This window comes from Amycolatopsis ponsaeliensis (assembly GCF_030182635.1).
GTDB lineage: Bacteria > Actinomycetota > Actinomycetes > Mycobacteriales > Pseudonocardiaceae > Amycolatopsis > Amycolatopsis ponsaeliensis.
In genome coordinates, this window is sequence record NZ_JAPZLD010000002.1 from 37,008 (window position 1) to 61,752 (window position 24,745).

The 24,745-nt window shown below is 72.2% G+C and carries 27 protein-coding genes; 17 read left to right on the top strand and 10 right to left on the bottom strand.

What is annotated here, in order from left to right; all coding sequences use genetic code 11:
• Positions 1-28 precede the first annotated feature (28 nt).
• Positions 29-1,210: a sensor histidine kinase gene (locus QQ657_RS02990; RefSeq protein WP_284740468.1), complete on the top strand. Its 1,182-nt coding sequence runs from the start codon at positions 29-31 to the stop codon at positions 1,208-1,210.
• Positions 1,207-1,836: a response regulator transcription factor gene (locus QQ657_RS02995; RefSeq protein WP_284740469.1), complete on the top strand. Its 630-nt coding sequence runs from the start codon at positions 1,207-1,209 to the stop codon at positions 1,834-1,836. The genes QQ657_RS02990 and QQ657_RS02995 overlap by 4 nt, the downstream gene beginning before the upstream one ends.
• Positions 1,837-1,865: 29 nt before the next feature.
• Here QQ657_RS02995 and QQ657_RS03000 read toward each other — a convergent pair whose 3' ends face one another.
• The 3 genes from QQ657_RS03000 to QQ657_RS03010 are packed head-to-tail and all read right to left on the bottom strand — an operon-like array spanning position 1,866 to position 2,867.
• Positions 1,866-2,186, bottom strand: a complete 321-nt coding sequence (locus tag QQ657_RS03000) for a DUF1048 domain-containing protein (RefSeq protein WP_284740470.1) — start codon at positions 2,184-2,186, stop codon at positions 1,866-1,868.
• A 1-nt stretch (position 2,187) separates the two neighbouring features.
• Positions 2,188-2,544 (bottom strand): DUF1048 domain-containing protein, encoded by a 357-nt coding sequence (locus QQ657_RS03005; RefSeq protein WP_284740471.1) that lies wholly within the window; start codon positions 2,542-2,544, stop codon positions 2,188-2,190.
• Positions 2,541-2,867 carry a PadR family transcriptional regulator gene (locus QQ657_RS03010; RefSeq protein ID WP_284740472.1) on the bottom strand — a complete coding sequence of 109 codons (327 nt, stop codon included), beginning with the start codon at positions 2,865-2,867 and terminating at the stop codon, positions 2,541-2,543. The genes QQ657_RS03005 and QQ657_RS03010 overlap by 4 nt, the downstream gene beginning before the upstream one ends.
• A 133-nt stretch (positions 2,868-3,000) precedes the next feature.
• Between QQ657_RS03010 and QQ657_RS03015 the strand changes: the two genes are divergently transcribed.
• The 5 genes from QQ657_RS03015 to QQ657_RS03035 all read left to right on the top strand — a co-directional run bounded on the left by QQ657_RS03015 (position 3,001) and on the right by QQ657_RS03035 (position 5,786).
• A complete protein-coding gene (locus tag QQ657_RS03015; RefSeq protein WP_284740473.1) occupies positions 3,001-3,330 on the top strand; it encodes a PadR family transcriptional regulator in 330 nt (109 codons plus the stop codon).
• A gap of 2 nt (positions 3,331-3,332) precedes the next feature.
• Positions 3,333-3,719 carry a DUF1048 domain-containing protein gene (locus tag QQ657_RS03020; RefSeq protein WP_284740474.1) on the top strand — a complete coding sequence of 129 codons (387 nt, stop codon included), beginning with the start codon at positions 3,333-3,335 and terminating at the stop codon, positions 3,717-3,719.
• Entirely contained in the window at positions 3,716-4,480 is a 765-nt protein-coding gene (locus QQ657_RS03025) for an ABC transporter ATP-binding protein (RefSeq protein ID WP_284740475.1), read from the top strand. Before QQ657_RS03020 ends, QQ657_RS03025 begins: the two co-directional genes overlap by 4 nt.
• A gap of 2 nt (positions 4,481-4,482) precedes the next feature.
• On the top strand, positions 4,483-5,244 hold the full coding sequence (locus QQ657_RS03030; protein ID WP_284740476.1) for an ABC transporter permease: 762 nt from the start codon (positions 4,483-4,485) through the stop codon (positions 5,242-5,244).
• Between the two features lie 347 nt (positions 5,245-5,591).
• The gene (locus tag QQ657_RS03035) at positions 5,592-5,786 is read left to right on the top strand and encodes a hypothetical protein (RefSeq protein WP_284740477.1); all 195 of its coding nucleotides are present in this window, start codon (positions 5,592-5,594) and stop codon (positions 5,784-5,786) included.
• A gap of 51 nt (positions 5,787-5,837) precedes the next feature.
• Here QQ657_RS03035 and QQ657_RS03040 read toward each other — a convergent pair whose 3' ends face one another.
• Both QQ657_RS03040 and QQ657_RS03045 read right to left on the bottom strand, forming a co-directional pair.
• The gene (locus QQ657_RS03040; protein ID WP_284740478.1) at positions 5,838-5,963 is read right to left on the bottom strand and encodes a hypothetical protein; all 126 of its coding nucleotides are present in this window, start codon (positions 5,961-5,963) and stop codon (positions 5,838-5,840) included.
• Positions 5,960-8,758: an AfsR/SARP family transcriptional regulator gene (locus QQ657_RS03045; RefSeq protein WP_284740479.1), complete on the bottom strand. Its 2,799-nt coding sequence runs from the start codon at positions 8,756-8,758 to the stop codon at positions 5,960-5,962. The genes QQ657_RS03040 and QQ657_RS03045 overlap by 4 nt, the downstream gene beginning before the upstream one ends.
• Before the next feature lie 173 nt (positions 8,759-8,931).
• On the opposite strand from QQ657_RS03045, the gene QQ657_RS03050 reads away from it, so the two are divergent.
• The 4 genes from QQ657_RS03050 to QQ657_RS03065 all read left to right on the top strand — a co-directional run bounded on the left by QQ657_RS03050 (position 8,932) and on the right by QQ657_RS03065 (position 13,295).
• Entirely contained in the window at positions 8,932-9,396 is a 465-nt protein-coding gene (locus QQ657_RS03050) for a hypothetical protein (protein ID WP_284740480.1), read from the top strand.
• Between the two features lie 247 nt (positions 9,397-9,643).
• Entirely contained in the window at positions 9,644-10,168 is a 525-nt protein-coding gene (locus QQ657_RS03055) for a 2Fe-2S iron-sulfur cluster-binding protein (RefSeq protein WP_284740481.1), read from the top strand.
• Positions 10,165-11,160, top strand: a complete 996-nt coding sequence (locus tag QQ657_RS03060) for an FAD binding domain-containing protein (protein WP_284740482.1) — start codon at positions 10,165-10,167, stop codon at positions 11,158-11,160. Before QQ657_RS03055 ends, QQ657_RS03060 begins: the two co-directional genes overlap by 4 nt.
• Positions 11,157-13,295 (top strand): xanthine dehydrogenase family protein molybdopterin-binding subunit, encoded by a 2,139-nt coding sequence (locus QQ657_RS03065; RefSeq protein WP_284740483.1) that lies wholly within the window; start codon positions 11,157-11,159, stop codon positions 13,293-13,295. The genes QQ657_RS03060 and QQ657_RS03065 overlap by 4 nt, the downstream gene beginning before the upstream one ends.
• A gap of 180 nt (positions 13,296-13,475) precedes the next feature.
• On the opposite strand, the gene QQ657_RS03070 is transcribed toward QQ657_RS03065, so the two are convergent.
• The gene (locus QQ657_RS03070) at positions 13,476-14,486 is read right to left on the bottom strand and encodes a zinc-dependent alcohol dehydrogenase (RefSeq protein ID WP_284740484.1); all 1,011 of its coding nucleotides are present in this window, start codon (positions 14,484-14,486) and stop codon (positions 13,476-13,478) included.
• A 69-nt stretch (positions 14,487-14,555) separates the two neighbouring features.
• On the bottom strand, positions 14,556-15,176 hold the full coding sequence (locus QQ657_RS03075; RefSeq protein ID WP_284740485.1) for an Rv1733c family protein: 621 nt from the start codon (positions 15,174-15,176) through the stop codon (positions 14,556-14,558).
• A gap of 216 nt (positions 15,177-15,392) precedes the next feature.
• Here QQ657_RS03075 and QQ657_RS03080 point away from each other — a divergent pair, with 216 nt between their 5' ends.
• The 5 genes from QQ657_RS03080 to QQ657_RS03100 are packed head-to-tail and all read left to right on the top strand — an operon-like array spanning position 15,393 to position 20,230.
• Positions 15,393-16,943 carry a bifunctional aminoglycoside phosphotransferase/ATP-binding protein gene (locus tag QQ657_RS03080; protein ID WP_284740486.1) on the top strand — a complete coding sequence of 517 codons (1,551 nt, stop codon included), beginning with the start codon at positions 15,393-15,395 and terminating at the stop codon, positions 16,941-16,943.
• The gene (locus QQ657_RS03085) at positions 16,943-17,953 is read left to right on the top strand and encodes an Acg family FMN-binding oxidoreductase (RefSeq protein ID WP_284740898.1); all 1,011 of its coding nucleotides are present in this window, start codon (positions 16,943-16,945) and stop codon (positions 17,951-17,953) included. Before QQ657_RS03080 ends, QQ657_RS03085 begins: the two co-directional genes overlap by 1 nt.
• 13 nt (positions 17,954-17,966) lie before the next feature.
• Positions 17,967-18,206 (top strand): SHOCT domain-containing protein, encoded by a 240-nt coding sequence (locus tag QQ657_RS03090; protein ID WP_284740487.1) that lies wholly within the window; start codon positions 17,967-17,969, stop codon positions 18,204-18,206.
• Positions 18,203-18,862: an AMIN-like domain-containing (lipo)protein gene (locus tag QQ657_RS03095; protein WP_284740488.1), complete on the top strand. Its 660-nt coding sequence runs from the start codon at positions 18,203-18,205 to the stop codon at positions 18,860-18,862. Before QQ657_RS03090 ends, QQ657_RS03095 begins: the two co-directional genes overlap by 4 nt.
• A gap of 9 nt (positions 18,863-18,871) precedes the next feature.
• Positions 18,872-20,230 carry a wax ester/triacylglycerol synthase family O-acyltransferase gene (locus tag QQ657_RS03100; protein ID WP_284740489.1) on the top strand — a complete coding sequence of 453 codons (1,359 nt, stop codon included), beginning with the start codon at positions 18,872-18,874 and terminating at the stop codon, positions 20,228-20,230.
• 70 nt (positions 20,231-20,300) lie between these two features.
• Here QQ657_RS03100 and QQ657_RS03105 read toward each other — a convergent pair whose 3' ends face one another.
• Entirely contained in the window at positions 20,301-21,851 is a 1,551-nt protein-coding gene (locus QQ657_RS03105; protein WP_284740490.1) for a WS/DGAT domain-containing protein, read from the bottom strand.
• A gap of 166 nt (positions 21,852-22,017) precedes the next feature.
• Between QQ657_RS03105 and QQ657_RS03110 the strand changes: the two genes are divergently transcribed.
• Positions 22,018-23,277, top strand: coding sequence for an NAD(P)/FAD-dependent oxidoreductase (locus QQ657_RS03110; RefSeq protein ID WP_284740491.1), 1,260 nt, complete (start codon positions 22,018-22,020; stop codon positions 23,275-23,277).
• A 146-nt stretch (positions 23,278-23,423) separates the two neighbouring features.
• Here the strand turns inward: QQ657_RS03110 and QQ657_RS03115 are convergent, their stop codons facing one another.
• Together QQ657_RS03115 and QQ657_RS03120 are read right to left on the bottom strand one after the other, a co-directional pair.
• Positions 23,424-24,218, bottom strand: a complete 795-nt coding sequence (locus QQ657_RS03115; protein ID WP_284740492.1) for an ATP-binding cassette domain-containing protein — start codon at positions 24,216-24,218, stop codon at positions 23,424-23,426.
• Between the two features lie 7 nt (positions 24,219-24,225).
• The gene (locus QQ657_RS03120; RefSeq protein WP_284740493.1) at positions 24,226-24,723 is read right to left on the bottom strand and encodes a universal stress protein; all 498 of its coding nucleotides are present in this window, start codon (positions 24,721-24,723) and stop codon (positions 24,226-24,228) included.
• Positions 24,724-24,745: the final 22 nt, after the last annotated feature.

A 24,745-nucleotide genomic window follows, 5' to 3' on the forward strand; every position in this document is an offset into this window, starting at 1 on the left:
AGGACGGAAGACCGAGGTGGCGGCAGTGATGGGTCTGCATCGCCAGGTGCGCGGGATCGTGGCGGCATCGGTGGTGTTCTTCCGGCTGGCCACCCTGGGCATGGTCGCCCTGAGCGTGGTCGGAGCCGTGCAGATCCACGCCTACACCAGCGTTCCGCTGGCGGCGTCCGTGTACGCGGCGCTGGTCGGGTGGAGCGCGGTGCTGATCACGCTGGTGCTAACCCGCGATGCGCTTCCCGGCTGGGTGCTGGCGGTCGACGTCGCGGTCACCGCCACCGGCGTGGTCGTGCTGCCGCTGGCGGTGTCCAACCCGCTTTTCGACACGCTGGCCAACCCGTACCTGGAGCCGGTCACGGTCAGCGTCGCGGTGGCTCTCGCGCTGGTCAGCGGTTCCCCTTGGGCCACGGCGGCCGGCTGCGCGGTGCTCGCCGCGGCGAACGTGGTGGGACAGGCGCAGCTGCTGGACCGGGGCGCCGACATCGCCTCGATGGCCAACACGATCGGCTGGCAGGTCGGTGCCGCCGTCTGCTGCCTGGTGTTCATCCGGCGGTTGCGGCGGGTGGTCCACCACCTGACCGTCGCGACCCAGCAAGTGATCTCCGCGCGGGAGCGGCTCGCCACCCAGCGCGCGCACACCGAGGAGCGCACCCGTCACTTCCGCGAGCAGATCCGCCGGTACCGCGCCCTGCACGACGGCCCGCTCCGGATCTTGACCGCGATCGCGGGCCCCGGCCCCGCCGCCCATCCCGACCCCGTCGTGCGCAGGCAGTGCGCGGTCAACGTCGACGTCCTGCGCGGTGCGGCACCGGACGACCCCGCGGGCAACCTCACCGACCTGTCCCTGGCACTGCTGGAGGCCGGCGGTGCCAGTGCCGCACTCGGGTTGCGCGTGGAGTACCACTTCGCCAACTTGCCCGACTCGCTCCCCAACGACGTGGTCGACGCACTGTGCCGGGCCAGTGCGGAGGCGCTCAGCAACGTCGCCGCACACGCGGGAACCACCCGTGCCCGCCTCACCGCGCTGGCCGTCGGAGAGGCGGTGACCGTGGCCGTCGTCGACCAGGGCGACGGATTCGACCCGGACGCCACCGAGTTCGGGTACGGCATCCGGCATTCGATCGTCGAGCGCATGGCCGAGGTCGACGGCACGGCCACAGTGGACAGTCATGTCGGCGAGGGCACCCGGATCGACCTGCGGTGGCCCGCATGATCCGCATCGCCGTGATCGACAACGACAAGCTCGTCCCCGCGGGCCTGCGGGCCCTGCTCGCCGGCACCGCCGACATCGTCATCGTCCACACCGCCACCACGGTCGACGGTTACCTGGCCGCCCGGACCGGCACCGCCGCCGATGTGGTGCTGCTGGACCTGAGGTTGGAGGACGGCAGCGACCCCGCCGCCAACGTCGCCGTCCTGCACGCGACCGGCGCCGCCGTCCTGGTGATCTCCGTGCACGGCGACCGCCGCCACGTCCGCGCCACCATCCGCGCGGGCGCTTCCGGTTACCTCATCAAGAACGACGACGCCGCCAAGCTCACCGAGGCCGTCCGCACCGTCCACACCGGACAGCTGGCGCTCACCGCCGAGCTCATGACCCTCATCAACGACGACCCGCCCGAACTGTCCCGGCAGGAGCTCCAGGTCCTCTACCTCTACGGCACCGGCAGCACCCTCGCCGCCACCGCCCGCCGCCTCGGCATCGCCATTCCCACCGTCCGCTCCTACCTCGACCGCATCCGCGCCAAGTGGGCGGCGACCGACGAGCCGGTGGAGGACATCCGCAGCCTCGTCCACGAGTACCCCCACCCCGACGGCAAATCCCCTTGGCAGGCTTGAGTTCCCGGGCGACCCCATCGACCCGGCACTCAGCTGCTCCCGGGCTTCCCGCCGATGGACTCCTGGTAGACGTCGGCGTAGGTGCGCGAATCCTTGATCAGGTCGTCGCAGAAGGCGGCGACGTCGGTGCCGATGAGTTCCAGGACTCCCTTTCCGGCCGCGACGCCCTCCTCGAAGAAATCGACGATCCCCGAGAGCAGCTGCCCGTCGGTCAAGTCGACCGGCCCGACCTTGAAGAAGTACTTCTGCATCTCCTTGTAGACGATCTGGTAGTCCGGCGGCAGCGCCTTGACCCGCGCCAGGTGCGCCCGCCATTGCTTCTTGCCCTCGACGATGTCCTGAATACCCACGTCAGCCTCCCAACCGGCCCAATTTCCTGGCGACGTTCCTGTTCACCTGCGCACGCCACCGATCGCGATAGCTCCGGGCCCCTTCCCCGCCGGCCAGCGCCGCGCAGAAGCCCGCGATGTCGGCACCCAGGACGTCGTCGATGCTCTGTCCGTCCGCCGCGGTCTCCTCGAGCAGCCCCAGCGCTCCGTCGAGGATCGGCATCAGGTTGCGGCCGCTGAAGTCCCCGTACGGGAAAAGGTGCGCCTTGATCTGTTCCCACGCCGCCCGGTAGTCGGCCGGCAGCACCTCGGCCCGGGCCTCGAACGCCTTGCAGTCCCTGGTGAGATCACTGCCGGTCACGGTTTCCCAGAGGTTCATCTCCCGCCCTCCTTGAGCTTGTCGATCCGGGACGAGAGGTACTCCCATTTCGCCCAGAACTTCCCGAGTTCTTCACGCCCCGCGTCGTTGAGGGCGTAGAACTTGCGCGGCGGCCCCACCTCGGACGGTCGTTTCGTCACCCGGACGAGCCCGTTCTTCTCCAGCCGCAGCAAGATCGTGTAGACCGTGCCCTCGACGACGTCGTCGAAGCCGAGGTCGTTCAGCCGGCGGGTGATGGCGTACCCGTAGGTCTCCTCGCCGCCGATGATCTCCAGCACGCAGCCCTCGAGCGTGCCCTTCAGCATCTCCCGCAGGTCGTCCATCGAGGACCCTCCGAGCTACCTCGTAGTACTAGGTACCACTACAAAGTATCACAGAGTACTGGACAAGTGGCCACTATTCAGCGTTACTATGTACTGGTACTCAGCATGACTGAGTAGCACGAGGAGGCGGTTCATGGGCAAGCAGATGACGGAGATGCTCAAGGGCGTGCTGGAAGGCATCGTCCTGGCGATCCTGGCCGGCCGGTCCGCGTACGGCTACGAGATCACCGCGTGGCTGCGGGAACAGGGCTTCGCCGACATCGCCGAGGGCACCGTCTACGCGCTGCTGATCAGGGTCGAGCAGCGCGGGCTGGTCGACGTCGAGAAGGTCCCGTCCGAGAAAGGACCGCCACGCAAGGTGTTCTCGCTCAACGACCAGGGACGGCAGTACCTCGACGAGTTCTGGAAGACCTGGGGCTTCCTCGCCGAACGGCTCGAGCAGCTCCACCAAGGAGGGAAATGACCATGTCCGAAACGGAAGACGGCGGCTTCATCTCGAAGTTCATCACGCTGGTCATCGGCGACAAACGGCGGTGGCGGCAGTACAAGGCGCGCGTCAAGCAGCTACCCCCGAACTACCGCACGGCGGTCGAGGGGATCGAGCGGTACCTGATGCACTTCGGGTCGATGGACAGCGACAACGCGGCCTCGTTGTTCGAGGACGTCGCGGACCTGTTCGAGCGGGCCGCGGCGGACGGGACGCCCATCCGCGAGATCGTCGGGACGGACCCCGTCGAGTTCGTGGACGAGCTGATCCGGAACTACTCCAAGGGCGGCTACGTCGCCCGCGAACGGCAACGCCTGATCAACGCCATCGACCAGGCCGCCGGAGAAGACGGGACAGCCCGATGACTACACCGGCGATCCACGTGCGCGGCCTGCACAAGTCGTACAAAGACCTCCACGTGCTGCGCGGAGTCGACTTCGACGTGGCCCGCGGCAGCATCTTCGCCCTGCTCGGCTCCAACGGCGCGGGCAAGACCACGGCCGTGCGCATCCTGGCCACCCTGCTCAAGCCGGACGGCGGGACGGCCGGTGTCAACGGCTTCGACGTCGTCACCCACGCCGACGACGTCCGCTCGGTCATCAGCCTCACCGGCCAGTTCGCCGCCGTCGACGAAATCCTCAGCGGGCGCGAAAACCTCGTGCTCGTCGCCCGGCTGCGGCACCTGAAGAATCCCGGCAAGATCGCGGACGACCTGCTGCGGCGGTTCTCGCTGACCGACGCGGCCACGCGAAAGGTGGCGACGTACTCCGGCGGCATGCGCCGGCGCCTGGACATCGCCATGAGCCTCATCGGGAACCCGCCGGTGATCTTCCTCGACGAGCCCACCACCGGGCTCGACCCCGAAGCGCGCCTCGAGGTGTGGGCCGCGGTGAAGGACCTCGCCGCGAGCGGTACGACCGTGCTGCTCACCACGCAGTACCTGGACGAGGCCGAGCAGCTCGCCGACCGGATCGCGATCCTGCACGAGGGCCGCATCATCGTCAACGGCACCCTCGCCGAGCTCAAGCGGCTGCTCCCGCCGGCCGAGGTCGAATACGTCGAGAAGCAGCCGACCCTCGAGGACGTCTTCCTCGCCGTCGTCGGCTCACACACGGAAAGGCCGTAACGATGACCACGCACGTCCTCGGTGACACCACTGTCCTGTTGGGACGGTCACTGAAACACGTCACGCGCAGCCTGGACACCGTCATCACGACCGCGATCATGCCGATCGCCATGATGCTGATGTTCGTCTACGTGTTCGGCGGCGCGATCGACACCGGATCGGGCTCCTACGTCGACTACATGCTGCCCGGAATCCTGCTGATCACGGTCGCGTCCGGCATCGCCTACACCGCGCTGCGGCTGTTCACCGACCTGAAGAGCGGGATCTTCGAGCGCTTCCACTCCATGCCGATCGCGCGGTCGGCCGTGTTGTGGGCGCACGTGCTGACCTCGCTGGTCGCCAATCTCATCTCCCTCGTGATCGTCACGGGCGTGGCCCTGCTCATGGGGTTCCGCTCGGGCGCGGGAATACCGGCCTGGCTCGCGGTCACCGGCATCCTGCTCCTGTTCACCCTGGCGCTGACGTGGATCGCCGTGATCGCCGGCCTCACCGCGAAGACGGCGGAAGGCGGCGGGGCGTTCTCCTACCCGTTGATCTTCCTGCCGTTCCTCAGCTCGGCGTTCGTGCCGACCGCGACGATGCCCGGCCCGGTGCGCTGGTTCGCCGAGCACCAGCCGGTGACGTCCATCGTCAACACCATCCGCGCCCTGTTCACCCAGCAGCCGGCCGGCACCGACATCTGGATCGCCCTCGCCTGGTGCGCCGGCATCCTCGTCGTCGCGTACGTGTTCGCCTCGGCCGCCTACCGCCGCAAGATTTCCTAGGCCGTGGCTGACCCGGCGGCCGCCCCGTCGTCGACCTGTGGGGCGCCTCGCCGATCCTGCCTCAGCTGACTCGGTGCCCCACCACGGCAGGTTCCCGCGCCGGATGGGTCGCTGCGCCCCGCAGCTACAAGCGTGGTCTCCGGTGTTCAGAGGTGCGCGGTGACGCGGAGCCGGGTGGCGTCGGTTCGGTCGAGCGTGTCGAAGGTGGCGACTGCGCGCCTTGCGACTCACCAGCGCTGAGCAGCGGCCAGCGGACACCAGGCCCCCGGGTTGGCCCACGGCGCTGACCACACGATCGGCGGTCGCCGCAGCGCTGCCGACCGCGTGTGCGGCGAGCGCTGTCGCCGATGCCGTCGACCAGGGCCCAGCCGTGGCGCGTGATGGACGCGTGGATGCCGGTGGCGTCGGCCTGGTGGGTGCGGGCGCCGATACGCAGGACCGCGCCGGGTAGGCAGGCCGGGTGGTCGGCGGCGTTGGTGGCGGGCCAGAACGCGGGCGGCACGATCGGATTCGGCGATCCCGGCCCACCCGCCGCGGCGTGATCCGATGAGCCGGTACCGTCGCTTCTCGCGGCGGCGCCGGCTCCGGCCGGGCTACTCCCAGCACCCGATGCAGTCGGGCCGGGACACCGGCCCGACCGGCTGTGCCGCGGCCGCCGGGGCGACCACCAGGACCGCCGCCGCGGCCACGAGCCCGGCGAGCGTGAGGATCTTCTTCATTTCTCCCCCTTTTGGTGAACAGCGGAAGCTCGAGTATGCCCGGGCCGAGCGGCCGCCAACCCGCCGAGCTGGTGCTCCACCCGTTCGCCCTCTTCGGCCCGGCCCTGACACCGGTACAGCTCCAGAGCTTCTTGCCACGCTTCGCGCGCTTCGCCGGTCCGGCCGAGGGCGGCGTGTGAAAGGCCGAGATGGTCGAGCGTTTCGGCGGACGCCGGGAGGTGCCCGAGACCGCGTCGGAGGGTGAGCGCCCGTCGGTGGAGGCCGATGGCCTCGTCGTGGTTGCCCGCGTCGTGTTCGAGGCGGGCGAGCCGGTCGAGGCTGTCGGCCTCCCCCGCGGCGTTGCCGTTCTCGCGGTGCAGAGTCAGGGCAGCGTCGAAGTGGCCGCGGGCGGTGTCGTGGTCGCCGAGCCGGGCAGCGTGCCAGCCCACCGCGTTGTGTCCGTGGGCCGTGCACACTGGCAGGCCGAGATCCTCGAACAGGCGCAACGCGCGGATGGCGTGGGTCAGCGCCAGCTCGTCGTCGTGCCGCTCCAGCGTCCGGGCGAGTGCCTGGTGGGCGTGGCCCAGTTCGTAGCGGTCGTCGTGGTCTCCGGCGAGACCGATGGCGTGCCGCAGCTGCCGGGCCGACTCCTCGCGCAGTCCCGACGCGGCGCATGCGCGCCCGAGGTGCCGATGGGCGACGAGCGCGGGAACCGGGCCCGGCAGCGAGGTCGCCGCGTGGACCGCGGCCCGCCATCCCGCGAGACGGTCGTCGCGATGGCCTCGCCGCTGGCGAGCCGTGTCGGTCGACAGGGCCAGCCACCACACAGTCTCGTGCTCGTCCCGGCTCGCGGCGGCGTCCTGGACGGCGAGCAGGGTGGCGCGCTCGGCTTCGAACCAGACCATGGCGGCCTCGGCGCCGGACAGCTCGAGGACGTACGGACCGGGTTCGGGCGGAGTGAGGTCGACCGGTCCGCGATGGGTGTCCAGCAGCAGACCGGCGTGGTAGGCGGTGTGGGCGCAGAAATCGAGGGCCCGGCGCACGGCCGCGTCCCGGACGCCGCCGGGCAGCGTCCGTGCGGTTTCGGCCGCGTAGGCGCGGACCAGGTCGTGCATCCGGTAGCGGCCGTCGGGGTCGTGCTCGAGCAGCGACATCTGCTCGAGGCCGCGCAGCACGGCCCGGGCGCGTGCCGGCGGCAGCCCGGTCAGGTTCGCCGCGGTGGCCAGGGCGGCGTCCGGTCCCGGCGCGAGGGCCAGCAAACCGAACACGGTGGCCTCGTCCTCGGTCAGCGCGTCGTACGACGAGGACAGCACCGCGGGCAGGCTCGCGGCCGGGTCGTCGTCGGCCAGGCTGTCCAGGCCCGACTCCCGCAGTTCCCCGGCCAGGACGGACAGTCGCGCCCCGGCCCGGCTGGCGAGCACACTCAACGCCAGCGGCAAGCCACCGCAGAGGCCGACCAGCTCGTCGACCGTCTCGCGCTCGGCGTCGACCCGGGCAGCACCGAGCCGGGCAGCCAGCAGCTCCCGGGCGTCCGCCGCCGGGAGCACACCCAGCGCAACGCTGCGGGCGTCATGCGCCGCGACCAGGCCCGCAAGCCCGTTGCGGCTGGTCACGACCACGGCGCAGGACGCACCCCCGGGCAGCAGCGGCACGACCTGATCGGTGCCGGCGGCGTTGTCCAGCACCACCAGCAGCCGCCGGCCCGCGGTCAAGGTGCGGAACAGCGCGGACCGGCCATGCAGGTCCGGCGGAATCGAACCCGGCTCGACGCCGAGCGCGGTGAGGAAACCGAAGAGCGCCGCGGCCGGCGTCATCGGTGCGCCGGCGCCGAAGCCGCCGAGGTCGGCGAAGAGCTGGCCATCCGGGAACCGGCCGAGCCGGCGGTGCGCCCAGTGCAGGACCAGCCAGGTCTTGCCGAGCCCACCGGTGCCCCGGACGACGGCGAGCATCATCGTGCCGCCCGCCCTCGCGGCGTCCAGTGTGGCGTCGAGCCGGTGTACGTCGTCGGCGCGGCCCACGAACGATGCGGGCGCGGCGCGAAGCTCACGCGGCACCGCCGATCGCGGTGGTCGGCCTGGCCGGCCGGTTCCGGTGGTCAGGAGCCGGCGGTGCAGTTCCTGCAGCGCGGGGCCGGGGTCGGTGCCCAGCTCCTCGACGAGCCGGGCGCGAACCCGCCGGTAGTGGTCCAGCGCCTCGGCGGTCCGCCCGGCCTGGTGCAGCGCCAGCAGGAACTGGCCCGCCGTGCGTTCGTCCAGCGGGTGCGCCTCGGCTCGCCCCGCCAGCTCGTCCACGACGTCCTCCCCGAGCCCGAGCCGGAGCCGGGCATCGGCGAGATCCTGCGCCGTGGCCAGCCGTTCCCGCTCCAGGCGCTCGCGTTCGGCTTCGACCCATTCGCCGACGAGCCCGATCAGTGCTTCTCCCTGCCACAGGCCCACCGCTTCGGTCAGCAGCGCCGTCGCGCGCTCCTCGTCGGCGCGGGCGTCCGCTCGCAGCTCGCGATACCGAAATAGGTCCACTGTGGACACTTCGGGCTCGGTCACCAGGACGTAGCCGCCGGAGCGGCGGGCGAGGGTGACTCCGTCGGCGGGCGCCAGCGCCGCCCGCAACCGCGAGATGTAGCCGTGCAGGGTGGTCCGTGTCCGCGGCGTCGCGTCGGCACCCCACACGCGCTCGATCAGCCGGTCTGCGCGCACCACCTGACCCGCTTCGAGCGCCAGCACCGCCAGGACGCACCGCTGCCGCGGGGTGCCGAGGTCGACCGGACGCCCGTTCACGAGCACGTCGACCTCGCCCAGCAACCGCACCACCGTGCCCACGGACCGTCCCCCTCCACGAGACCACGTCCCAGGGTAGCCGGTGCGACTCCGCGCCAGGGCCGTCGACGGCCGCTGAGCAGGCGTTTCCAGCTCGCCTGCAGAAATCCCGACGAACGGCCGGGCACGATCACCGGTGATGTCGGCCCAAGCCGGCACGGAAGGGGAGAATGACGATGAACAGACTGAAGCGACGGCTCGCGTCGGCGGTCGCGGTCTCCGGGATCGTGGCGACCGCGGTGCTCGGCGGTGCGGCCACCGCGTCCGCGACCGACCCGGCCGATGCCCCAGCCGGGTACGCCGGGCCGTACGCGACGTGCAACGGTGTGGCGCTCCCGCCCCTCCAGCTGTCCGGGACGCCCGGCTACGTCCAGCTCTGGCTCGACCGGTCCGGCAGCGGCACCTTCTGCGCGAAAACCTTCGACAACCTCGCAGGCGACCACCACACCGAGATCATCCTCCAGCGCGCGGACTGGCAGACCCGCTGGTACGACTCGGGAACGTACTCGACCTACGCGGGCGGCATCTACGTTTCCGGTGCGAACACCCACTGTTCGCGCGTCTACGGAGAGGTCACCGTGAACGGGGTCGCCCACCGGCTCCCGACCGTCGATGGCTGGGTGACGGTCTGCGCGAACTAGCGCGGAGGGGGCGGGTTTCCGGCACGTTCGCCGTCCGGTGAGCGCGCCGGGGACCCGGCCGTCACCTGCGCTGGGCGATGTCGAGCCACCCTTGGCAGTTGATCAGAACTCGCGATGTTTTGCTCGATCCTCCCGACTTGCCACGCAGCCGGCCCGGACGGCGAGCCACCCGCAATAGCCTGCCGCTCGGAAGCGATGCGGTCGTCGGGGTACCCGCACGCACTGCTGTCGGGTCGAGAGGAACACGATGACCGATCACACGCGCAGCGAGATTTCGTTGCGGGTCAACGAGGTGACGCACCGCCTGGCGGTGGACAACCGGCGGACGCTGCTCGACCTGCTCCGGGAGGACCTGGGTCTCACCGGGCCGAAGAAGGGCTGCGACCACGGCCAGTGCGGCGCGTGCACGGTGCTCTGCGACGACCGGCGAGTCGTCTCCTGCCTGACCCTCGCCGTCGCCGCCGACACCACCACGGTGACCACCGTCGAAGGACTGGCCGCCGCGGGCGAGCTGCTCCAGGAGGCGTTCGTGCGCCTGGACGGTTTCCAGTGCGGCTACTGCACTCCGGGGCAGCTCTGCTCGGCCGTCGGGATGCTCACCGAACACGCCGCCGGCTGGCCCAGCGCCGTCACCGCACCGGACCAGGCACCGGAACTGGACGAAACCGAAGTGCGCGAACGGATGAGCGGGAACCTCTGCCGCTGCGGGGCGTATCCGTCGATCGTGCGCGCGGTGCTCGAGACCGCGGTTCAAGACGGGGCGACGCGATGAAGGAGTTCGCCTACCAGCGCGCGACCGCGGTCCACGACGCGCTCAGCGCCGTCGCCGCCGACACCGGCGCCCGGTACCTCGGCGGGGGCACGAACCTGGTCGACCTCATGAAGAACGGCGTCGAGGAGCCGACCCGGCTGGTGGACGTGCGGCGGCTGCCACTCGACGGCGTCCGCGACGCACCGGACGGCGGCCTGGTCATCGGCGCGACCACCACCAACAGCGACGCGGCCGCGCACCCCGAGGTGCGCCGGCGGTTTCCGGCACTGTCGCAGGCCGTGCTCGCGGGCGCGTCCGGCCAGCTGCGGAACATGGCCACTGTGGGCGGCAACCTGCTGCAGCGCACCCGCTGCGGCTACTTCACCGACCTCTCCCGGCCGTGCAACAAACGCGTTCCCGGCAGCGGGTGCGCCGCGATCACGGGTGCCCACCACAACCACGCGGTGCTCGGCCACTCCGAGCACTGCGCGGCGACCCACCCCTCGGACATGGCGGTGGCCCTCGCCGCGTTCGACGCGGTCGTGCGCTACCAGACCCTCGACGGCGCCGGCGAGATCCCGCTGTCGCGGTTCTACCCGCCGGTCGGTGACCGTCCCGACCGGGAGACCGCGTTGCCGCCCGGCGCGCTGATCACCGCCGTCGTCCTCCCGGGGGCCGCGGTGAGCCCGCGGTCGCGCTACCGCAAGGTGCGCGAGCGCGCGTCCTACGCCTTCGCGACCGTCTCCGTCGCCGCCGCGCTCGACATCCACGACGGCATCGTCACTCACGCGCGCATCGCCCTCGGCGGTGTGGCATCCCACCCCTGGCGAGCCGAAGCCGCCGAGGCCGGGCTCCGCGGCACCCGACCGACCGCCGAACGGCTCCGGATTTGCGCCGAGGAGGCGTTGAGCGACGCGAAGCCGTTGCGCGACAACGCATACAAAGTGACCCTCGCACGCAACCTGATCCAGGCCGTGCTCAGTGAACTCACCGGAACGGAGATGGACCGATGAGCCCGGACCTCGGTGCGGTCGGCGCGCCACGCCCCCGGCTCGAAGGCCGGCTCAAGGTCACCGGCGCCGCCCGCTACGCCGCGGACTTGCCGATGCCCGGCCTGGCCCACGGCTGGATGGTGACCGCCACCGTCTCCCGCGGCCGGATCCGCGACCTCGACACCTCGGCCGTGCTCGGCATGCCGGGCGTCCTGGGGGTGCTCGACCACCGCACCGCGCCCCGGCTCGACCCCGGCGTCCGCAACTACTTCGGCCCGGACGGCAGCGTGCTGCTGCTCCAGGACGACGTGATCCCGTACGCGGGCCGACCGGTCGCCCTCGTGGTCGCCGAAACGCCCGAGCAGGCCAGGGCCGCGGCGAACGCTCTGCAGGTCACCTATGACGTCGAGCCGCACGACCTGGACCTCACCCCGGAGCACCCCGCGGCGCGCCCGGCGTCGACCGCCTTCGGGCCGGAAGCGGACACCGGTGACCTGGAGGCGGAGCTGGCGGCGTCCGCGGTCGTGGTCGAGGAGCGGTACCGCACCCCGGAGGAGAGCCACTGCGCGATGGAGCCGCACGCCGCGACCGCGTGGTGGGACGGCGACGACGTGCACGTCGTGGACTCCAACCAGGGCGCGTTCAGCGTGTCCGAGGTCCTGGCCGCGTTGTGGTCCATCGACCGGGAGCGGGTGCACGTGCGCTCCGAGCACGTCGGCGGTGGTTTCGGCGGCAAGAGCGCCTGCGGCCCGCAGGTGATCCTCGGGTCCATGGCGGCCAAGGTGTTCGGGCGTCCGGTGCGGATCGCCATGACCCGGGCCCAAGTCTTCGAGACGACGGGTGCCCGGCCCCGGACCGACCAGCTGGTCACCGTCGGCGCCGACGCGGACGGCCGCCTGCGGGCCATCCACCACCGGGCCGCCTATGCCCTCTCCCCCCTCGTCGAGTACATCGAGTGGTGCACCGAGCAGGCCAAGATCCTGTACGCGGCGCCGGCGATCCGCACGCGGCTGACCGCCGTGCCGCTCGACGTTCTGCCACCCGCTTCGATGCGCGGGCCGGGTGCGACGCCCGGCTCGTTCGCCCTGGAGTCGGCGATCGACGAAGTGGCGGAACGGCTGGACATGGACCCGCTGGAGCTGCGCCTGCGGAACCAGCCCGACGTCGCTCCGGTGTCCGGGCGGCCCTTCAGCACCCGCCGCCTGGTCTCCTGCCTGCGCGAGGGCGCCCGGCGGTTCGGCTGGGCGGCCCGCGACCGGCGGCCCCGCTCCCGCCGCGAAGGCCCGCTGCTGATCGGCACCGGCCTGGCCACCACGTCGTTCAGTGCCGGGGTGTTCCCGTCGACGGCCTCGATCACCGCGGAGGCGGACGGGACGTTCACGGTGGCGATCGGGGCGAGCGACATCGGCACCGGCGCCCGCACCGCACTGACCGCCGTCGCCGCCGACGCGCTCGGCGTCGCCGCGGAACAGGTCACGATCCGGCTCGGCGACAGCGACCTCGGCATGGCGTGGGGTGCGGGCGGTTCCCGCGGGACGACGTCGTGGTCCTTCGCCATCACCGAGGCCGCGAAGAAGCTGCGGGAGAACTTGGACACCCCCGTCCGGCCGGTCACCGCGACCGTGGACACCAGCACGATGATCGACTTCCAGCCGGACCGGGAGCGCCAGACCTTCAGCGCCGTGTTCGCGGAGGTCGCCGTCGACCCGGCGACCGGCGAGGTGCGAGTACGCCGGTTGCTCGGCATGTTCGCCGTGGGCCGGGTGATCAACCCACTGCTGGCACGCAGCCAGGTGGTCGGCGGGATGATCATGGGGCTTTCCATGGCCCTGCACGAAGAAAGCGTGCGAGACCCGCTGACTGGCAGACACGTCAACGCCGACTTCGCCGGCTACCACATCGCCGCGCACGCCGACGTGCCCGACATCGAGGCCGGCTTCGTGCCGGACTACGAGCCGCTGGACCCGTCGGGGTTCAACGGTCTCGGCGAGATCGGCACGTCCGGCACCGCGGCAGCGATCGCCAACGCCGTGTGGCACGCGACGGGCACTCGTCAGCGTGCCCTCCCGATCCGCCTCGACCGCGTCCTGGAACCCGATCGCCCGGTGCAGCTGCCGGTGAACCGCCTCAAGCCGGACGGCTCGAGGCACGGGTGATCGCCGCGAAACGCGGCTGGCCTTCCTGGCCGATGTCGGGTACCCGGAGCACGCTCACCGCGCCCGCCACGCTGAGCACGGCGAGGCAGGCGAACATCGCGAAGAACCCGCCGGCCGCGAGGAGGGCCGAGTAGGTCTCCCCGGCCGCGTGCGCAAGAGCGCGGCCGGGGAGACAGGTGGTCAGAACTCGATCACCAGGCGCGCCGGGACGCGGTTGGCCAGGACCTCCTCGAACGCGTCGTTGACGTCCTCCAGCTTGCGGGCCTCCGCGGTCACCGTCGTGCGGCCGGCGGCGTGCAGGGCGAAGACCTCCGCCAGGTCCTTGCGGGTGCCGACGATCGAGCCGATCACCGAGATGCCCTTGATCACCGCCTCGAAGATCGGGACCGGGAGGACGCCGCCCGCCGGGATGCCGACGCACACCAGGCGGCCACCCCGGCGCAGGGAGTGCAGGGCCTGTTCGAACGCGCTCGGGGCCGCGGCGAGCACGATCGCGACGTCGGCGCCGCCCTGCGCTTGGATGGCTTCGACCGGGTCGACGGCACTCGCGTCGACCACGCGGTCGGCGCCGAGTTCGCGGGCGAGGTCGAGTTTCCCGGGCTCGATGTCGACGGCCGTGACGAAGCCGCCGGCGATGCGGGCGTACTGGATGGCGAGGTGGCCGAGGCCGCCGACGCCGAAGATCGCGACCCGGTCCGCCGGCCGGACGTTGCCGACCTTGACCGCCTTGTACGTCGTCACGCCGGCGCACGTCAGCGGAGCCGCTTCGAGCGGCGGGACACCGTCCGGCACCGGGACCGCGAAGCGCGCGTCCGCCACGGCGTACTCGGCGTAGCCGCCGTCGATCGAGTAGCCGGTGTTCTGCTGTGTCTCACACAGCGTTTCCCAGCCGGAGACGCAGAAGCCGCACTCGCCACAGGCCGAGCCGAGCCACGGCAGCGCGACCCGCTGCCCGATCCGGCTCTCCGGCACGTCGGCACCGACGCGGTCGACGATGCCGACACCCTCGTGGCCCGGGATCAGCGGCAGCGCCGGCTTGACCGGCCAGTCCCCGTGGGCGGCGTGGATGTCGGTGTGGCAGATCCCGCAGGTTTCCAGCCGCACGAGCAGCTGCCGCGGGCCGGGCTCCGGGATCGGAACCTCACGCAGTTCGAGCGGGGACGAGAAATCCGTGACGACGGCGGCCTTCATGTTTCGCTCCTCTTCGGACGGTGGGACCGACGATCGCGGATCCGCCCGGGCACGTGCTGTGGCCGACGGTCACGAGCCCGCGGGACTTTGGTCATCCCGCCGGGCTCGCGGCGTCTGCAGGGCGGCCCACTCCCGCTGCCAGTCGGCGAAGCGGAACCGGTCCAGCACCATGACCACGCCGAAGTAGAGCCCCGCGAGCAGGAACACCACGCCCGCCCACAAGCCCGTGGCGATGACGACCGCGTCGATCGTCGCCGCGGCCGGGGCGAGCGGGTGATCGGTCGGCGTGCCCGTGGCGTCGAGCCAGATCGCGACCTCGTTGCCGGCGACCGTGCCGGCCGGGGCGTCGACCTCGCCGGTGCGCCGCTGACCGTCCCGGGTGATCCAGAACGCCGGGGCCGGGCCGGATTCGCCCGGGGTGCCGCTGCGGCCGACCGTGCCGGGAGCGGGCCCGTCACCCACCAGCACGGCGGTCGCGACATAGCGGGACGCGATCTGTTCGCGGGAATCGTCCGCTTCACCGGCGTGGATCCCGATCCCGAGCAGGACCGCACCCGCCGCCGCGACGAGCGAGGACAAGATCACGACCGTCAGCACGGCTGCCTGGATCCGGTCCGACGGGCGTGCCACCGTGTCGCGCCCGGGCAGGAGGCTGCGCCGCAGCCGGGTCAACCACATCGACGTGGACATCGCTCCTGCCTTTCGGATCACCGGATTCCGTGGTGTGACAAGCATGGCCGGGGACGACGACCGCACCGCAGGGCACACGGTCCCCCGGCTGCGGGTCATGCGGCCGTTTCGCCGCCGGGGTTTCGGTGACTTTCGTCCTCGGACCGGGACTTCCGGCGACGAGCCGGTGACCTAACGCCCTTCGCCGGCGCGCAGCGGGCATCGATCCTCAGGGGTATGAACGCGCCTTGGGCCGATGTGCACGAAACCCACATCGGCGCGGTCTTCCTCGTCGGAGACCTCGCCTACAAGCTGAAGAAGCCGGTCGATCTCGGCTTCCTCGACTTCTCCGCCCGCGAGACCCGGGAACGGGTGTGCCACCGGGAGGTCGAGCTGAACCGGCGGCTGGCCCCCGACGTCTACCTCGGCGTCGCCGACGTCACCGGGCCGGACGGCGCCGTGTGCGACCACCTCGTCGTCATGCGCCGCATGCCCGAGGACCGCCGCCTGTCCACCCTGGTCCGCCGGGGCTCGCCGCTGCACGTGATGGTCCGGCGGCTGGCCCGGCAGCTCGCCGTCTTCCACGCGCGGGCCGAGCGTGGCCCCGCGATCGACGCCGACGAGACCCGGGACGCGGTCCGCGCCCGGTGGCGCGCCAGCTTCGACCAGGTCCGGCCCTTCCACGGTGAAGTCCTGGACCCGGCCACCGCGATCGAGATCGAAGCACTCGCCGAGGACTTCCTCACCGGCCGCGAAGCGCTGTTCGACCGCCGGATCGCCGACGGCCACGTCGTCGACGGCCACGGTGACCTGCTCGCCGACGACGTCTTCTGCCTCGACGACGGTCCGCGCGTGCTGGACTGCCTCGAGTTCGACGACCACCTCCGGCACGTCGACGTCCTCGACGACGTCGCCTTCCTGGCCATGGACCTCGAACGGCTCGACGCCCCGGAGCTCGCGGAGCAGCTGCTCGCCGGCTACCGCGAGTTCGCCGGCGACCCCGCTCCCCCGGCGCTGGTCCACCACTACCTGGCCTACCGCGCGTTCGTCCGGGTCAAGGTGGCGTGCCTCCGGCACGCCCAGGGCGACTCCGCCGCGGCCGCGCTCGCCCGCGAGTACACCGAGCTCACGCTGCGGCACCTCCGGCTGGGTCAGGTGCGCCTGATCCTCGTCGGCGGGGAGCCGGGCACCGGCAAGTCGACGATCGCCGGCGACCTCGCCGACCGGCTGGGCGCGACGCTGCTCCAGTCGGACCGGCTGCGCAAGGAGCTGGCCGGGCTCGAACCGGTCCCGCGGGCCCCGGAGGACTACCGGGAAGGCCTCTACGACACCCGCCACACCGACGCGACCTACGCGGAACTCGCGCGCCGTGCCGGTGAGCTGCTCGCGCTCGGCGAAACCGTCGTGCTGGACGCGTCCTGGAACTCCGCCCGGCACCGCGCGCTCGCCGCCGAGGCCGCCGAGCGGACGTGCACCCCGTTGGCCGCTGTCCGCTGCCAGGTACCGGAAGAGACCGCGGCGCGCCGGATCGCCGGCCGGGCAGGCACCCTGTCCGACGCCACCCCCGACATCGCGCACCGCATGGCCGCGGACGCCGATCCCTGGCCCGAAGCACACCCGCTGCCGACCACGGGCACGCCGGCGGAGTCGTTCGCCCGCGCGCTGGCGTGCTTGGTGCCGGAGCACCCAAAGTCCCCCGGCCAGAGGCATTCCGGCCCTCCCGCCGGCAGGGCCGCCGGTGCGAGGGTCGACCCGACAGACGAACCCGATCCCGAGGCAGGCCGATGATGGAGCGAGCATTTCCGGACGAGTACACCGTCAGGACCGCGGTCGCGATGGCCGTCCGCGCGCCGTCGGTGCACAACTCCCAGCCCTGGTACTGGCGGATCGGGCACAGCTCGCTGCACCTCTACGCCGACCAGGACCGGCTGCTGCACGAGACCGACCCGGACGGCCGCGACCTGATCCTCAGCTGCGGCGCCGCCCTGCACCACCTCCGGATCGGCTTCGCCGCGCTCGGCTGGACCGCGGAAGTGCACCGGCTGCCGAACCCGGACGAGCCCGGCCACCTCGCGGCGATCACCCTGCACCGGCACGAGCCCACCCAGGACGAAATCGCGATGGCGGCGGCGATCCCCCGGCGGCGCACCGACCGGCGCCGGCACAGCTCGTGGACCGTGCCGCGCGGGCACGTCGAAGCACTCGCCAAGGCCGCGGCGCTGGAAGGCATCGTGCTGCAGGTCGCCGAGAACTCGACGCGCTACCACTTGGCCACCGCCATCGAAGAAGCCTCGCGGCGCCACGCCGCCGACCCGGCCTACCGCACCGAACTGGCCGCTTGGAGCGGCCGCCACGTCTCGCCCGACGGTGTCCCGGCCCGCAACACCCCGGCGCCGGACGACACCCCGGGTGCGCTGCGGGCTCGCGCGTTCGCCGACCCGCTCCTCGCCCAGCCCCCCGGGGCCAAGGCCGAGGACGACGAAACGGTGCTGCTGATCCTGAGCACCGCGTCGGACGACCGGATGTCGCGGCTCCGGGCCGGCGAAGCGACGAGCGCGGTGCTGCTCACCGCGAACGCCTTCGGCCTGTCGTCCTGCCCGCTGACCGAACCGCTGGAGCTCCCCGACGTCCGCGAGAACGTCACCGAGCGGGTGACCGGCGGCTCGTTCCCGCAGATGGTGCTGCGCATCGGCTGGGCCCCGGCCAACGCCGACCCGCTGGTCGCGACCCCGCGCCGCGACCTCGCCGACGTGCTGCAGCCGCTCGAAGCTCCCCCCAAGCACTTCCAGAACCACTAGAAAGGAGCCGGTCATGCCTTATTGGCACTACCCCGGAACGATGGGCTGGGCCGGCGGCATCGGCATGCTCGTGCTGATGGTGCTGGTGCTGGGCGCGCTAGTCAGCCTCGCGGTCGTCCTGGCACGCCGGGGGCCGCAGCCCCCGACATCGGCCGACACCGCCCGGCGGATCCTCGACGAGCGGTTCGCCCGCGGCGAGATCGACCAGGAAGAGTACGAACACCGCCGTGACGCACTGATGCGAACGAAATGACGTTGCGCGCCAAGGTGGTTCTCGTGGCCCTGCTGTGCGGGCCGGCGCTCGCCGGCTGCGGGAGCGACCAAGGCGCGCGACCGGTATCGAGCACGCCTCCCCCGGCTTCGGCGCCGGCGATCACCACGACGGCGACGACGCTCCCTTCGCGCACGGCGACACCGCCACCGGCGACCCCGTCGTGCGCGGAGACCTCCGGCTGGCGCACGGACGCGCGCGGGCCGGACACGATGAGCCGGGACGCGCTGTACCTCGTGCGGGCCGGCCGGCACGCGTGCTTCGACCGGGTGGTCTTCGACATCAACGGCCCGGCGGAAGCCGGGTACGTCGTGAGCTACGTCCCCGTGGTCGCCGCCGATCCGAAAGGCGACCCGCTGCCGGTTCCCGGCGGCGCGACCCTCGAGATCGTCATCCGGGCGCCCGCGCTGGGCACGGACGACGCCGGGCACCAGCCCGGCCGGGTGCTGGCCGCGACCGGCGACACCCTCGTGACCACGCCTGGCTGGCCGTCCCTGCGGGCCGTGCGTTACGCCGGTTCGTTCGAAGGCCAGAGCACCTTCGCGGCCGGCGTCCGCGCGAAGCTGCCCTTCCGCGTCATCACCCAGGCCGGACCGCAGGACCAGGTCCGCCGGGTGGTCGTCGACATCGCCCACTGAGAGGACGTCATGGACCGCCTGAGCCCGCTCGACGCGGCCTTCCTCGAAATCGAGGACGAAGACCCCAGCTCGTCCCTCGCCATCGCCTCGGTCGCGATCGCCGAAGGGCCCGCTCCGGGCCAGGACGAGTTCGTCGCCGCCGTCCTCGCGCGGCTGTCCGGGATCCCGCGTTATCACCAGAAGGTCCGCACGGTGCCGTTCGACCTGGGCCCGCCAGCGTGGGTGGACGACCCGGCGTTCGACGCCTCGGCGCACTTCGGGCGGATGGCGCTCCCGGCACCGCACGACGAGTCGGCGCTGTGCGACCTGGTCGCCCTGCTGATGGGCGAACGGCTCGAGCGCGACCGGCCGCTGTGGGAGTTCTGGGTCATCGAAGGCCTGCCGGAGGGGCGCTGGGCGATCCTGTCCAAGCTGCACCACGCGCTGGCCGACGGGCTCGCGGCGACCCGGCTGCAGACGATCCTCTTCGGCGACGTCCCCGCCCCCGCCGTCGGTGAGGCGTCGCCCGATCCCGGCGCGGCCAAGCTGCTGCTCGACGCCGCGGGCTCGCTGCTGCGCACTCCGTGGGACCAGACCCGCCTGCTGGCCCGGGAACTGCTGCACCCGAACCGGCTGGCCCGCCGCGTGAGCGACGCCGCCCGTGGCCTCGCCGCGCTGACCTCGGCGCTGCTGCCCGCGTCGCCGACCCCGCTGACCGGACCACTCGGGCGCGAGCGCCGGTACGCCACCGCGTCGGTGGCACTGGCCGACGTCAAGAAGGTGGCCAAGGCGCACGACGTCACGGTGAACGACGTCCTGCTGGCCGCCGTCGCCGGCGGGTTCCGTGAGCTGCTGCTGCACCGCGGCGAAACCCCGGCCGCGGACAGCGTGCGGTCGCTGGTGCCGGTGTCCGTGCGGACCGGTACGGCGGTGGACAACGAAGTCTCGCTCCTGCTGCCGCTGCTGCCGGTCGACCTGGCCGGCCCGGTGCAGCGTCTCATCCGCGTGCACCGCCGCCTGGGCGCGCTCAAGGAGGGCAAGGAGGCCGACGCCGGCGCCCTGGTCACCGCGACGGCCGCGCACGAGCCGTTCGCGCCGGTCGCCTGGGCGATCCGGGCCGCCGCGCACCTGCCGCAGCGCAACATCGTCACGGTGACGACCAACGTGCGCGGCCCGGCGAAGCCGCTGTCCGCGCTCGGGCGGCCGATCGTCGAGATCTATCCGTACGTCCCGATCGCGTTGCGGGTGCGGACCGGGGTGGCGATGCTCAGCTACGCCGGGCAGGTCACGTTCGGGATCACTTCCGACGCTGACACGGTCCCGGAGACGGATGTGCTCGCCAAGGCGATCGAGCGGGAAGTCGAAGCTCTGCGCGCCACGGTCCGCTGAACGGGCGTGCGTCACCGAACCCGCGAGGTGCACCGGGAACCACCCGCTCATGACCAGCGGAGCACCGCCGCTATCCCCGAGTCTTCGCGGCACCCCCGCCGTTGCTCACCGTGGCGAACTCCGCGGCCAGCCCCGCGACCAGCGCCTCCGGGTCCGGGATCAGCTTCCGGTCCGTGCCGAACCCGATCCGCACCTGCCCGGCGTAGCTGAACACGCAGATCGTGATCGCCTGGCGGCCGCTGCACGGTGCCCAGCCCACGATGCCCTCGACCTCCGCGCCGGCCAGTGTCATCGGGGCGCGCGGGCCGGGGACGTTCGTCAGGACCCCCACGGCCTTGCCCGCGAAGAACCGGCTCATCGCCAGGCCCAGCGGGGCCGGGCTCTGCGCGATCGCGTACTGCACCCCGAACGTCAGCACCGGCTCGTACGAGTCGCGGATCCGGGCGACCCGGCGGTGCACTTCGGCGAGGCGCTCGGCGAACGTCCGGCGCCCGAGCGGCAGCTGGGCCAGCACGAGCGAGAAGTGGTTGCCCAGGGTGGCCGGCAGCCCGTCGTCGAACGAGGACAGGCTCACCGGGATCAGCCAGCCGAGGTCGGACGGGCCGGGCCGGGCGGTGCCGTCCGCGGTGAAGTACCGGTCGAGCGCGCCGGCGACCAGCGCCGTGCAGACGTCGTTGACCGTCGTTCCGGTCTCGTGGCCGATCCGAGCCAGCTCGGCCAGCGGGATCGGCTCGCCCCAGGCGGCGGTCTTCTCGACCCCCGGGTCGCCGTCCCACAGCCCGGTGGCGGTGGACGGCGCCAGCAGGCCCGCGGCCCCGGTCGCACTGTGCCAGACCGTCGTCGCCGCGCCGGCGACCGTGTCGACCGCGCGGCGCGGCCCGCCGTCGAGTGCCGCCGCCAGGAAGCCCGCGACGGCTCCCGTGGCGCCCACCGCCGCGGTCGCGCCGAGCACCGGCATGGCCACGGCGGTCTCCAGCACGGGGTGCACACGGGCCGCCTGGTGCTGCGCCATCGCCCCGGTGTCACCGAGCGCGCGCAGGACGGTCGCCCCGAGCCGGACCACCGGCTGGGCCACGGCCTCCCGGTGCGGCGCGGAGCCGCCGACCTTCGCGTGCGGAGCGGCACCATCACCGTCGGCCGGGTCGAGGAGGCTGAACAGCACCTGCGTCAGCCGGATCCCGTCGGCCATCGCGTGGTGGGTGCGGCAGACGAGCGCACTGCCGCCGCGGTAGCCCTGCAGCAGATCGATGGTCCACAGTGGATGACCTGGGTCGAGCGGGGTGCTCCGGCGGGCGGCGACGAACTCCTCCAGCGCCGCCTGGTCCGCGGGCGCGGGAAGATCCTGCTCGACCAGGTGCTCGCCGAGGTCGAAGCCGGGATCGGTCTCCCAGGTGATCGAGCGCGCCGGGCCGTCGTGACGCACGGCTCGCTGCAGGTACACCGGGTACCGCGCGAGCAGCCGGTCCGACACGAGCGAGCGCAGCCGGGCCGCGTCCACCGGCGTCCTGGTCCACAGCACCGAGGTGACGACCATCAGGTTCTCCGGCCGGTCCAGGTGCAGCCACAGGCTGTCCTGCGCCGGCATCCGCCGATGCGGTCCGACCAGTTTCCGCGCCGTCATCGCCACCACTCCCGTCGCACTGCCCCACTCTCCACTCTGCGTCCCGGCCCGAAGCCGGGAAAAGGGCCGGAAGTCACCGCCGCGCACGGCCGAGTGCCCTGACAGCAGCACCACGCCGCTGGGCACTGTGGGGTTCTCTGCCGAAACTCGAGTATCGGAGACGCACATGTCCCCCAACCACGTCGTCGTGCTGGGCAGCGGGTTCGCCGGTCTGGAAACCGCGTTCGCGCTGCGCGCACTGGCGAACCCCGATCAGGTCCGGCTCAGCCTGGTCTCCGACCGGGACGACTTCCTCTTCCGGCCCAACAGCATCTACCTGCCCTTCGGAGCGGCCGAGGCGCCACTGCACGTGCCGCTGGCGAAAGCGTTGAGAAGGAAGGAAATCGACTCCCACATCGCGCACGCCGAAGGCATCGACACCGAGCGGGGCGTCGTGCACACGTCTCGCGGCCCGGTCCCCTACGACCAGCTGGTCATCGCCACCGGCGCCGCCATGCGTCCCGAGGAGGTGCCCGGTCTCGCCGAGCACGCCCACACGGTCTGGTCCCCCGGCCGGCTGCACGCGCTGGGCGAGCAGCTGCAGTGGGTGGTCCAGCACGCCGCGCACGCCCAGCTGCAACGGGTGCTGTTCCTGGTGCCGCCGAACAACAAGTGCGCCGGGCCGCTGTACGAGATCGCCCTGATGCTCGACACCTGGCTGCGCCGCCGCGAGGTCCGCGACAACGTCCAGCTCGCGTTCACAACGTCCGAGCGGAGCTACGTCCAGGCGTTCGGCCCCAAGCTGCACGACGTCGTGGCCGCGGAGTTCGCCGAGCGTGGCATCGAAGGCCGCACCGGCGCGGCCCCCGACAAGGTCAGCGAGCTCGAAGTCGCCTACACCGACGGCACCACCCAGGACTTCGACCTCCTCGTCGCGTTCCCGCCGTACGTCGCGGCACAGCGGTTCGAAGGGCTGCCCACCGACGACCGCGGATTCCTCACCTGCGAGGCGAGCACGCGCGAGGTGCTCGGGCATCCCGGCGTCTACGCACCCGGCGACGCCGGCGACTTCCCGGTCAAGCAGGCGTTCCTCGCCCTGCTGCAGGCACAGGCCGTCGCGGGCCAGATCGCCGCCGACGCGGGCGCGCACCTGCCGGGGGCCGGCTTCGAACCGGTGAGCATGTGCGTGCTGGAGATGTTCGACAAGGCGACCTTCGCGCAGGTTCCGCTGTCGGTCACCGGCGACCCCGCGCAGCCGGTGGTCGTCGACCCCGCGGCCGGTGACGCCTACCGCGTCGGCACCTCGGCCGCCTGGCGGCTGGGCAAGAAGGCGCTGGGCACGTACGTGCCGGGCCGGTTCCGCGCCGGGCTCCCGGTCCACGCCGGGACCGGCTGGGACGCCATGGCCCTGGGCCTGCGCGGCGCGACCCGCTGGCTGACGCGCTGAAGGCCGTGAATGCCCCCTTACCCGCTTTTCATGGCCGGTAAGGGGGCATCACGGACTTCGGGTCAGCGCGTCGTACTGCTTGACGATCCGGATCGAGAGGGCCAGCACGGCGAGGACGACCGCGGCGACTATCAACCACACGATCATCATGCGATTCCCTTCACCCGGCTCGATCCGCCCATCCGGTCGGACCGGCCCGCGGTCATCAGGTCGACGACCGTTTCCTTGGTGAGCTCACCGGTGGTGAACACCCCCGCCAGCCGGCCCAGGTAGAGCACCGCGATGCGGTCGGCGACGTCGAAGACGTCGTTCATGTTGTGCGACACCACGAGCACGCCCAGGCCGCGGTCGGCCAGCCGCTCCACCAGCCTCAAGACGGCCTCCGTCTGCTGGACACCCAGGGCCGCGGTCGGCTCGTCCATGATGACGAGCTTCGAGTCCCACAGCACGGCTTTCGCGATCGCCACCGCCTGCCGCTGGCCGCCGGACAGCGAACCGACCGCCTGCCGGACCGACGTCACCGTCGTGACGCCGAGGCTGTGCAGCGTGTTCTTCGCGGCCCGCTCCATCCGGTCCTCGTCGAGCACCCCGAGGCGCAGGTGTTCGCGGCCCAGGAACATGTTCTGCACGACGTCGAGGTTGTCGCAGAGCGCGAGGTCCTGGTAGACGGTCTGGATGCCGAGCGCGGCGGCGTCGCGGGGGCTGCGGATGCGCACCCGCTCGCCCTGCCACGTCAACTCGCCGGTGTCCGGGACGTGGATGCCGGCGATGCACTTGATCAGCACGGACTTGCCCGCGCCGTTGTCGCCGACCAGCGCGGTCACCTGCCCGGCCGGGATGTCGAGGTCGACCCCGCCCAGGGCCTGCACCGGACCGAACCTCTTGGTGACGCCCCGGACGCGCAGCAGCGGCGCCCCGTCCGATTCGTCGGTCGCGGTCATGACGGCCTCAGGACTTCGCCGGGGTCACGTCGGCCAGCCGGCGGCCCAGCGGGCTTTCCGGGGTGCGGGCGGGCGGCGGGATCACCGCGACCGGGCAGGTCGCGTGCCGCAGGCAGGCGCTGCTGACCGAGCCGGCGAGCACCTCGCGCAGCTTGCCCTTGCCGTGGCTGCCGACGACCAGCATGGTCGCGTCCTTCGCCCGTTCGGTCAGGACGCCTGCGGGATCGCCGTCCGGGGCCGAGCACCGCGCGACCACCCCGGCGTGGTCCTTCGTCACCGCGGTGACGAGCTTCTGCAGCTCGTGGAAGTGCACCCGCCTGGCCTCTTCGAGGTTCCGGTTCACCGAGGCGTCGTCGAGCATCTCGTCGTGCAGCCACACCGTCACGACGTCCAGCTCGGCGCCGATCGCCTCGGCCTGCGCGGCCGCCCAGACCAGTGCGGCCGTACCGGCGTCCGAACCGTCGACGCCGACCACGATCCGGCCCTTCACGGTTGCTTCCGTCATCACCGCTCCTCTTGTGTCGCAG

Excerpts from the sequence above, each read along its gene's own strand:
- QQ657_RS02990 (WP_284740468.1), top strand. The coding sequence starts at position 29 with ATGGGTCTGCATCGCCAGGTGCGCGGGATCGTGGCGGCATCGGTGGTG.
- QQ657_RS03065 (WP_284740483.1), top strand. The coding sequence starts at position 11,157 with ATGAGCCCGGACCTCGGTGCGGTCGGCGCGCCACGCCCCCGGCTCGAA.
- QQ657_RS03095 (WP_284740488.1), top strand. The coding sequence starts at position 18,203 with ATGACGTTGCGCGCCAAGGTGGTTCTCGTGGCCCTGCTGTGCGGGCCG.
- QQ657_RS03020 (WP_284740474.1), top strand. The coding sequence starts at position 3,333 with ATGTCCGAAACGGAAGACGGCGGCTTCATCTCGAAGTTCATCACGCTG.
- QQ657_RS03055 (WP_284740481.1), top strand. The coding sequence starts at position 9,644 with ATGACCGATCACACGCGCAGCGAGATTTCGTTGCGGGTCAACGAGGTG.
- QQ657_RS03120 (WP_284740493.1), bottom strand. The coding sequence starts at position 24,723 with ATGACGGAAGCAACCGTGAAGGGCCGGATCGTGGTCGGCGTCGACGGT.
- QQ657_RS03090 (WP_284740487.1), top strand. The coding sequence starts at position 17,967 with ATGCCTTATTGGCACTACCCCGGAACGATGGGCTGGGCCGGCGGCATC.
- QQ657_RS03070 (WP_284740484.1), bottom strand. The coding sequence starts at position 14,486 with ATGAAGGCCGCCGTCGTCACGGATTTCTCGTCCCCGCTCGAACTGCGT.
- QQ657_RS03050 (WP_284740480.1), top strand. The coding sequence starts at position 8,932 with ATGAACAGACTGAAGCGACGGCTCGCGTCGGCGGTCGCGGTCTCCGGG.
- QQ657_RS03040 (WP_284740478.1), bottom strand. The coding sequence starts at position 5,963 with ATGAAGAAGATCCTCACGCTCGCCGGGCTCGTGGCCGCGGCGGCGGTC.
- QQ657_RS03010 (WP_284740472.1), bottom strand. The coding sequence starts at position 2,867 with ATGGACGACCTGCGGGAGATGCTGAAGGGCACGCTCGAGGGCTGCGTG.
- QQ657_RS03075 (WP_284740485.1), bottom strand. The coding sequence starts at position 15,176 with ATGTCCACGTCGATGTGGTTGACCCGGCTGCGGCGCAGCCTCCTGCCC.
- QQ657_RS03005 (WP_284740471.1), bottom strand. The coding sequence starts at position 2,544 with ATGAACCTCTGGGAAACCGTGACCGGCAGTGATCTCACCAGGGACTGC.
- QQ657_RS03105 (WP_284740490.1), bottom strand. The coding sequence starts at position 21,851 with ATGACGGCGCGGAAACTGGTCGGACCGCATCGGCGGATGCCGGCGCAG.
- QQ657_RS03080 (WP_284740486.1), top strand. The coding sequence starts at position 15,393 with ATGAACGCGCCTTGGGCCGATGTGCACGAAACCCACATCGGCGCGGTC.
- QQ657_RS02995 (WP_284740469.1), top strand. The coding sequence starts at position 1,207 with ATGATCCGCATCGCCGTGATCGACAACGACAAGCTCGTCCCCGCGGGC.
- QQ657_RS03035 (WP_284740477.1), top strand. The coding sequence starts at position 5,592 with ATGCCGTCGACCAGGGCCCAGCCGTGGCGCGTGATGGACGCGTGGATG.
- QQ657_RS03015 (WP_284740473.1), top strand. The coding sequence starts at position 3,001 with ATGGGCAAGCAGATGACGGAGATGCTCAAGGGCGTGCTGGAAGGCATC.
- QQ657_RS03030 (WP_284740476.1), top strand. The coding sequence starts at position 4,483 with ATGACCACGCACGTCCTCGGTGACACCACTGTCCTGTTGGGACGGTCA.
- QQ657_RS03100 (WP_284740489.1), top strand. The coding sequence starts at position 18,872 with ATGGACCGCCTGAGCCCGCTCGACGCGGCCTTCCTCGAAATCGAGGAC.
- QQ657_RS03060 (WP_284740482.1), top strand. The coding sequence starts at position 10,165 with ATGAAGGAGTTCGCCTACCAGCGCGCGACCGCGGTCCACGACGCGCTC.
- QQ657_RS03110 (WP_284740491.1), top strand. The coding sequence starts at position 22,018 with ATGTCCCCCAACCACGTCGTCGTGCTGGGCAGCGGGTTCGCCGGTCTG.
- QQ657_RS03025 (WP_284740475.1), top strand. The coding sequence starts at position 3,716 with ATGACTACACCGGCGATCCACGTGCGCGGCCTGCACAAGTCGTACAAA.
- QQ657_RS03115 (WP_284740492.1), bottom strand. The coding sequence starts at position 24,218 with ATGACCGCGACCGACGAATCGGACGGGGCGCCGCTGCTGCGCGTCCGG.
- QQ657_RS03085 (WP_284740898.1), top strand. The coding sequence starts at position 16,943 with ATGGAGCGAGCATTTCCGGACGAGTACACCGTCAGGACCGCGGTCGCG.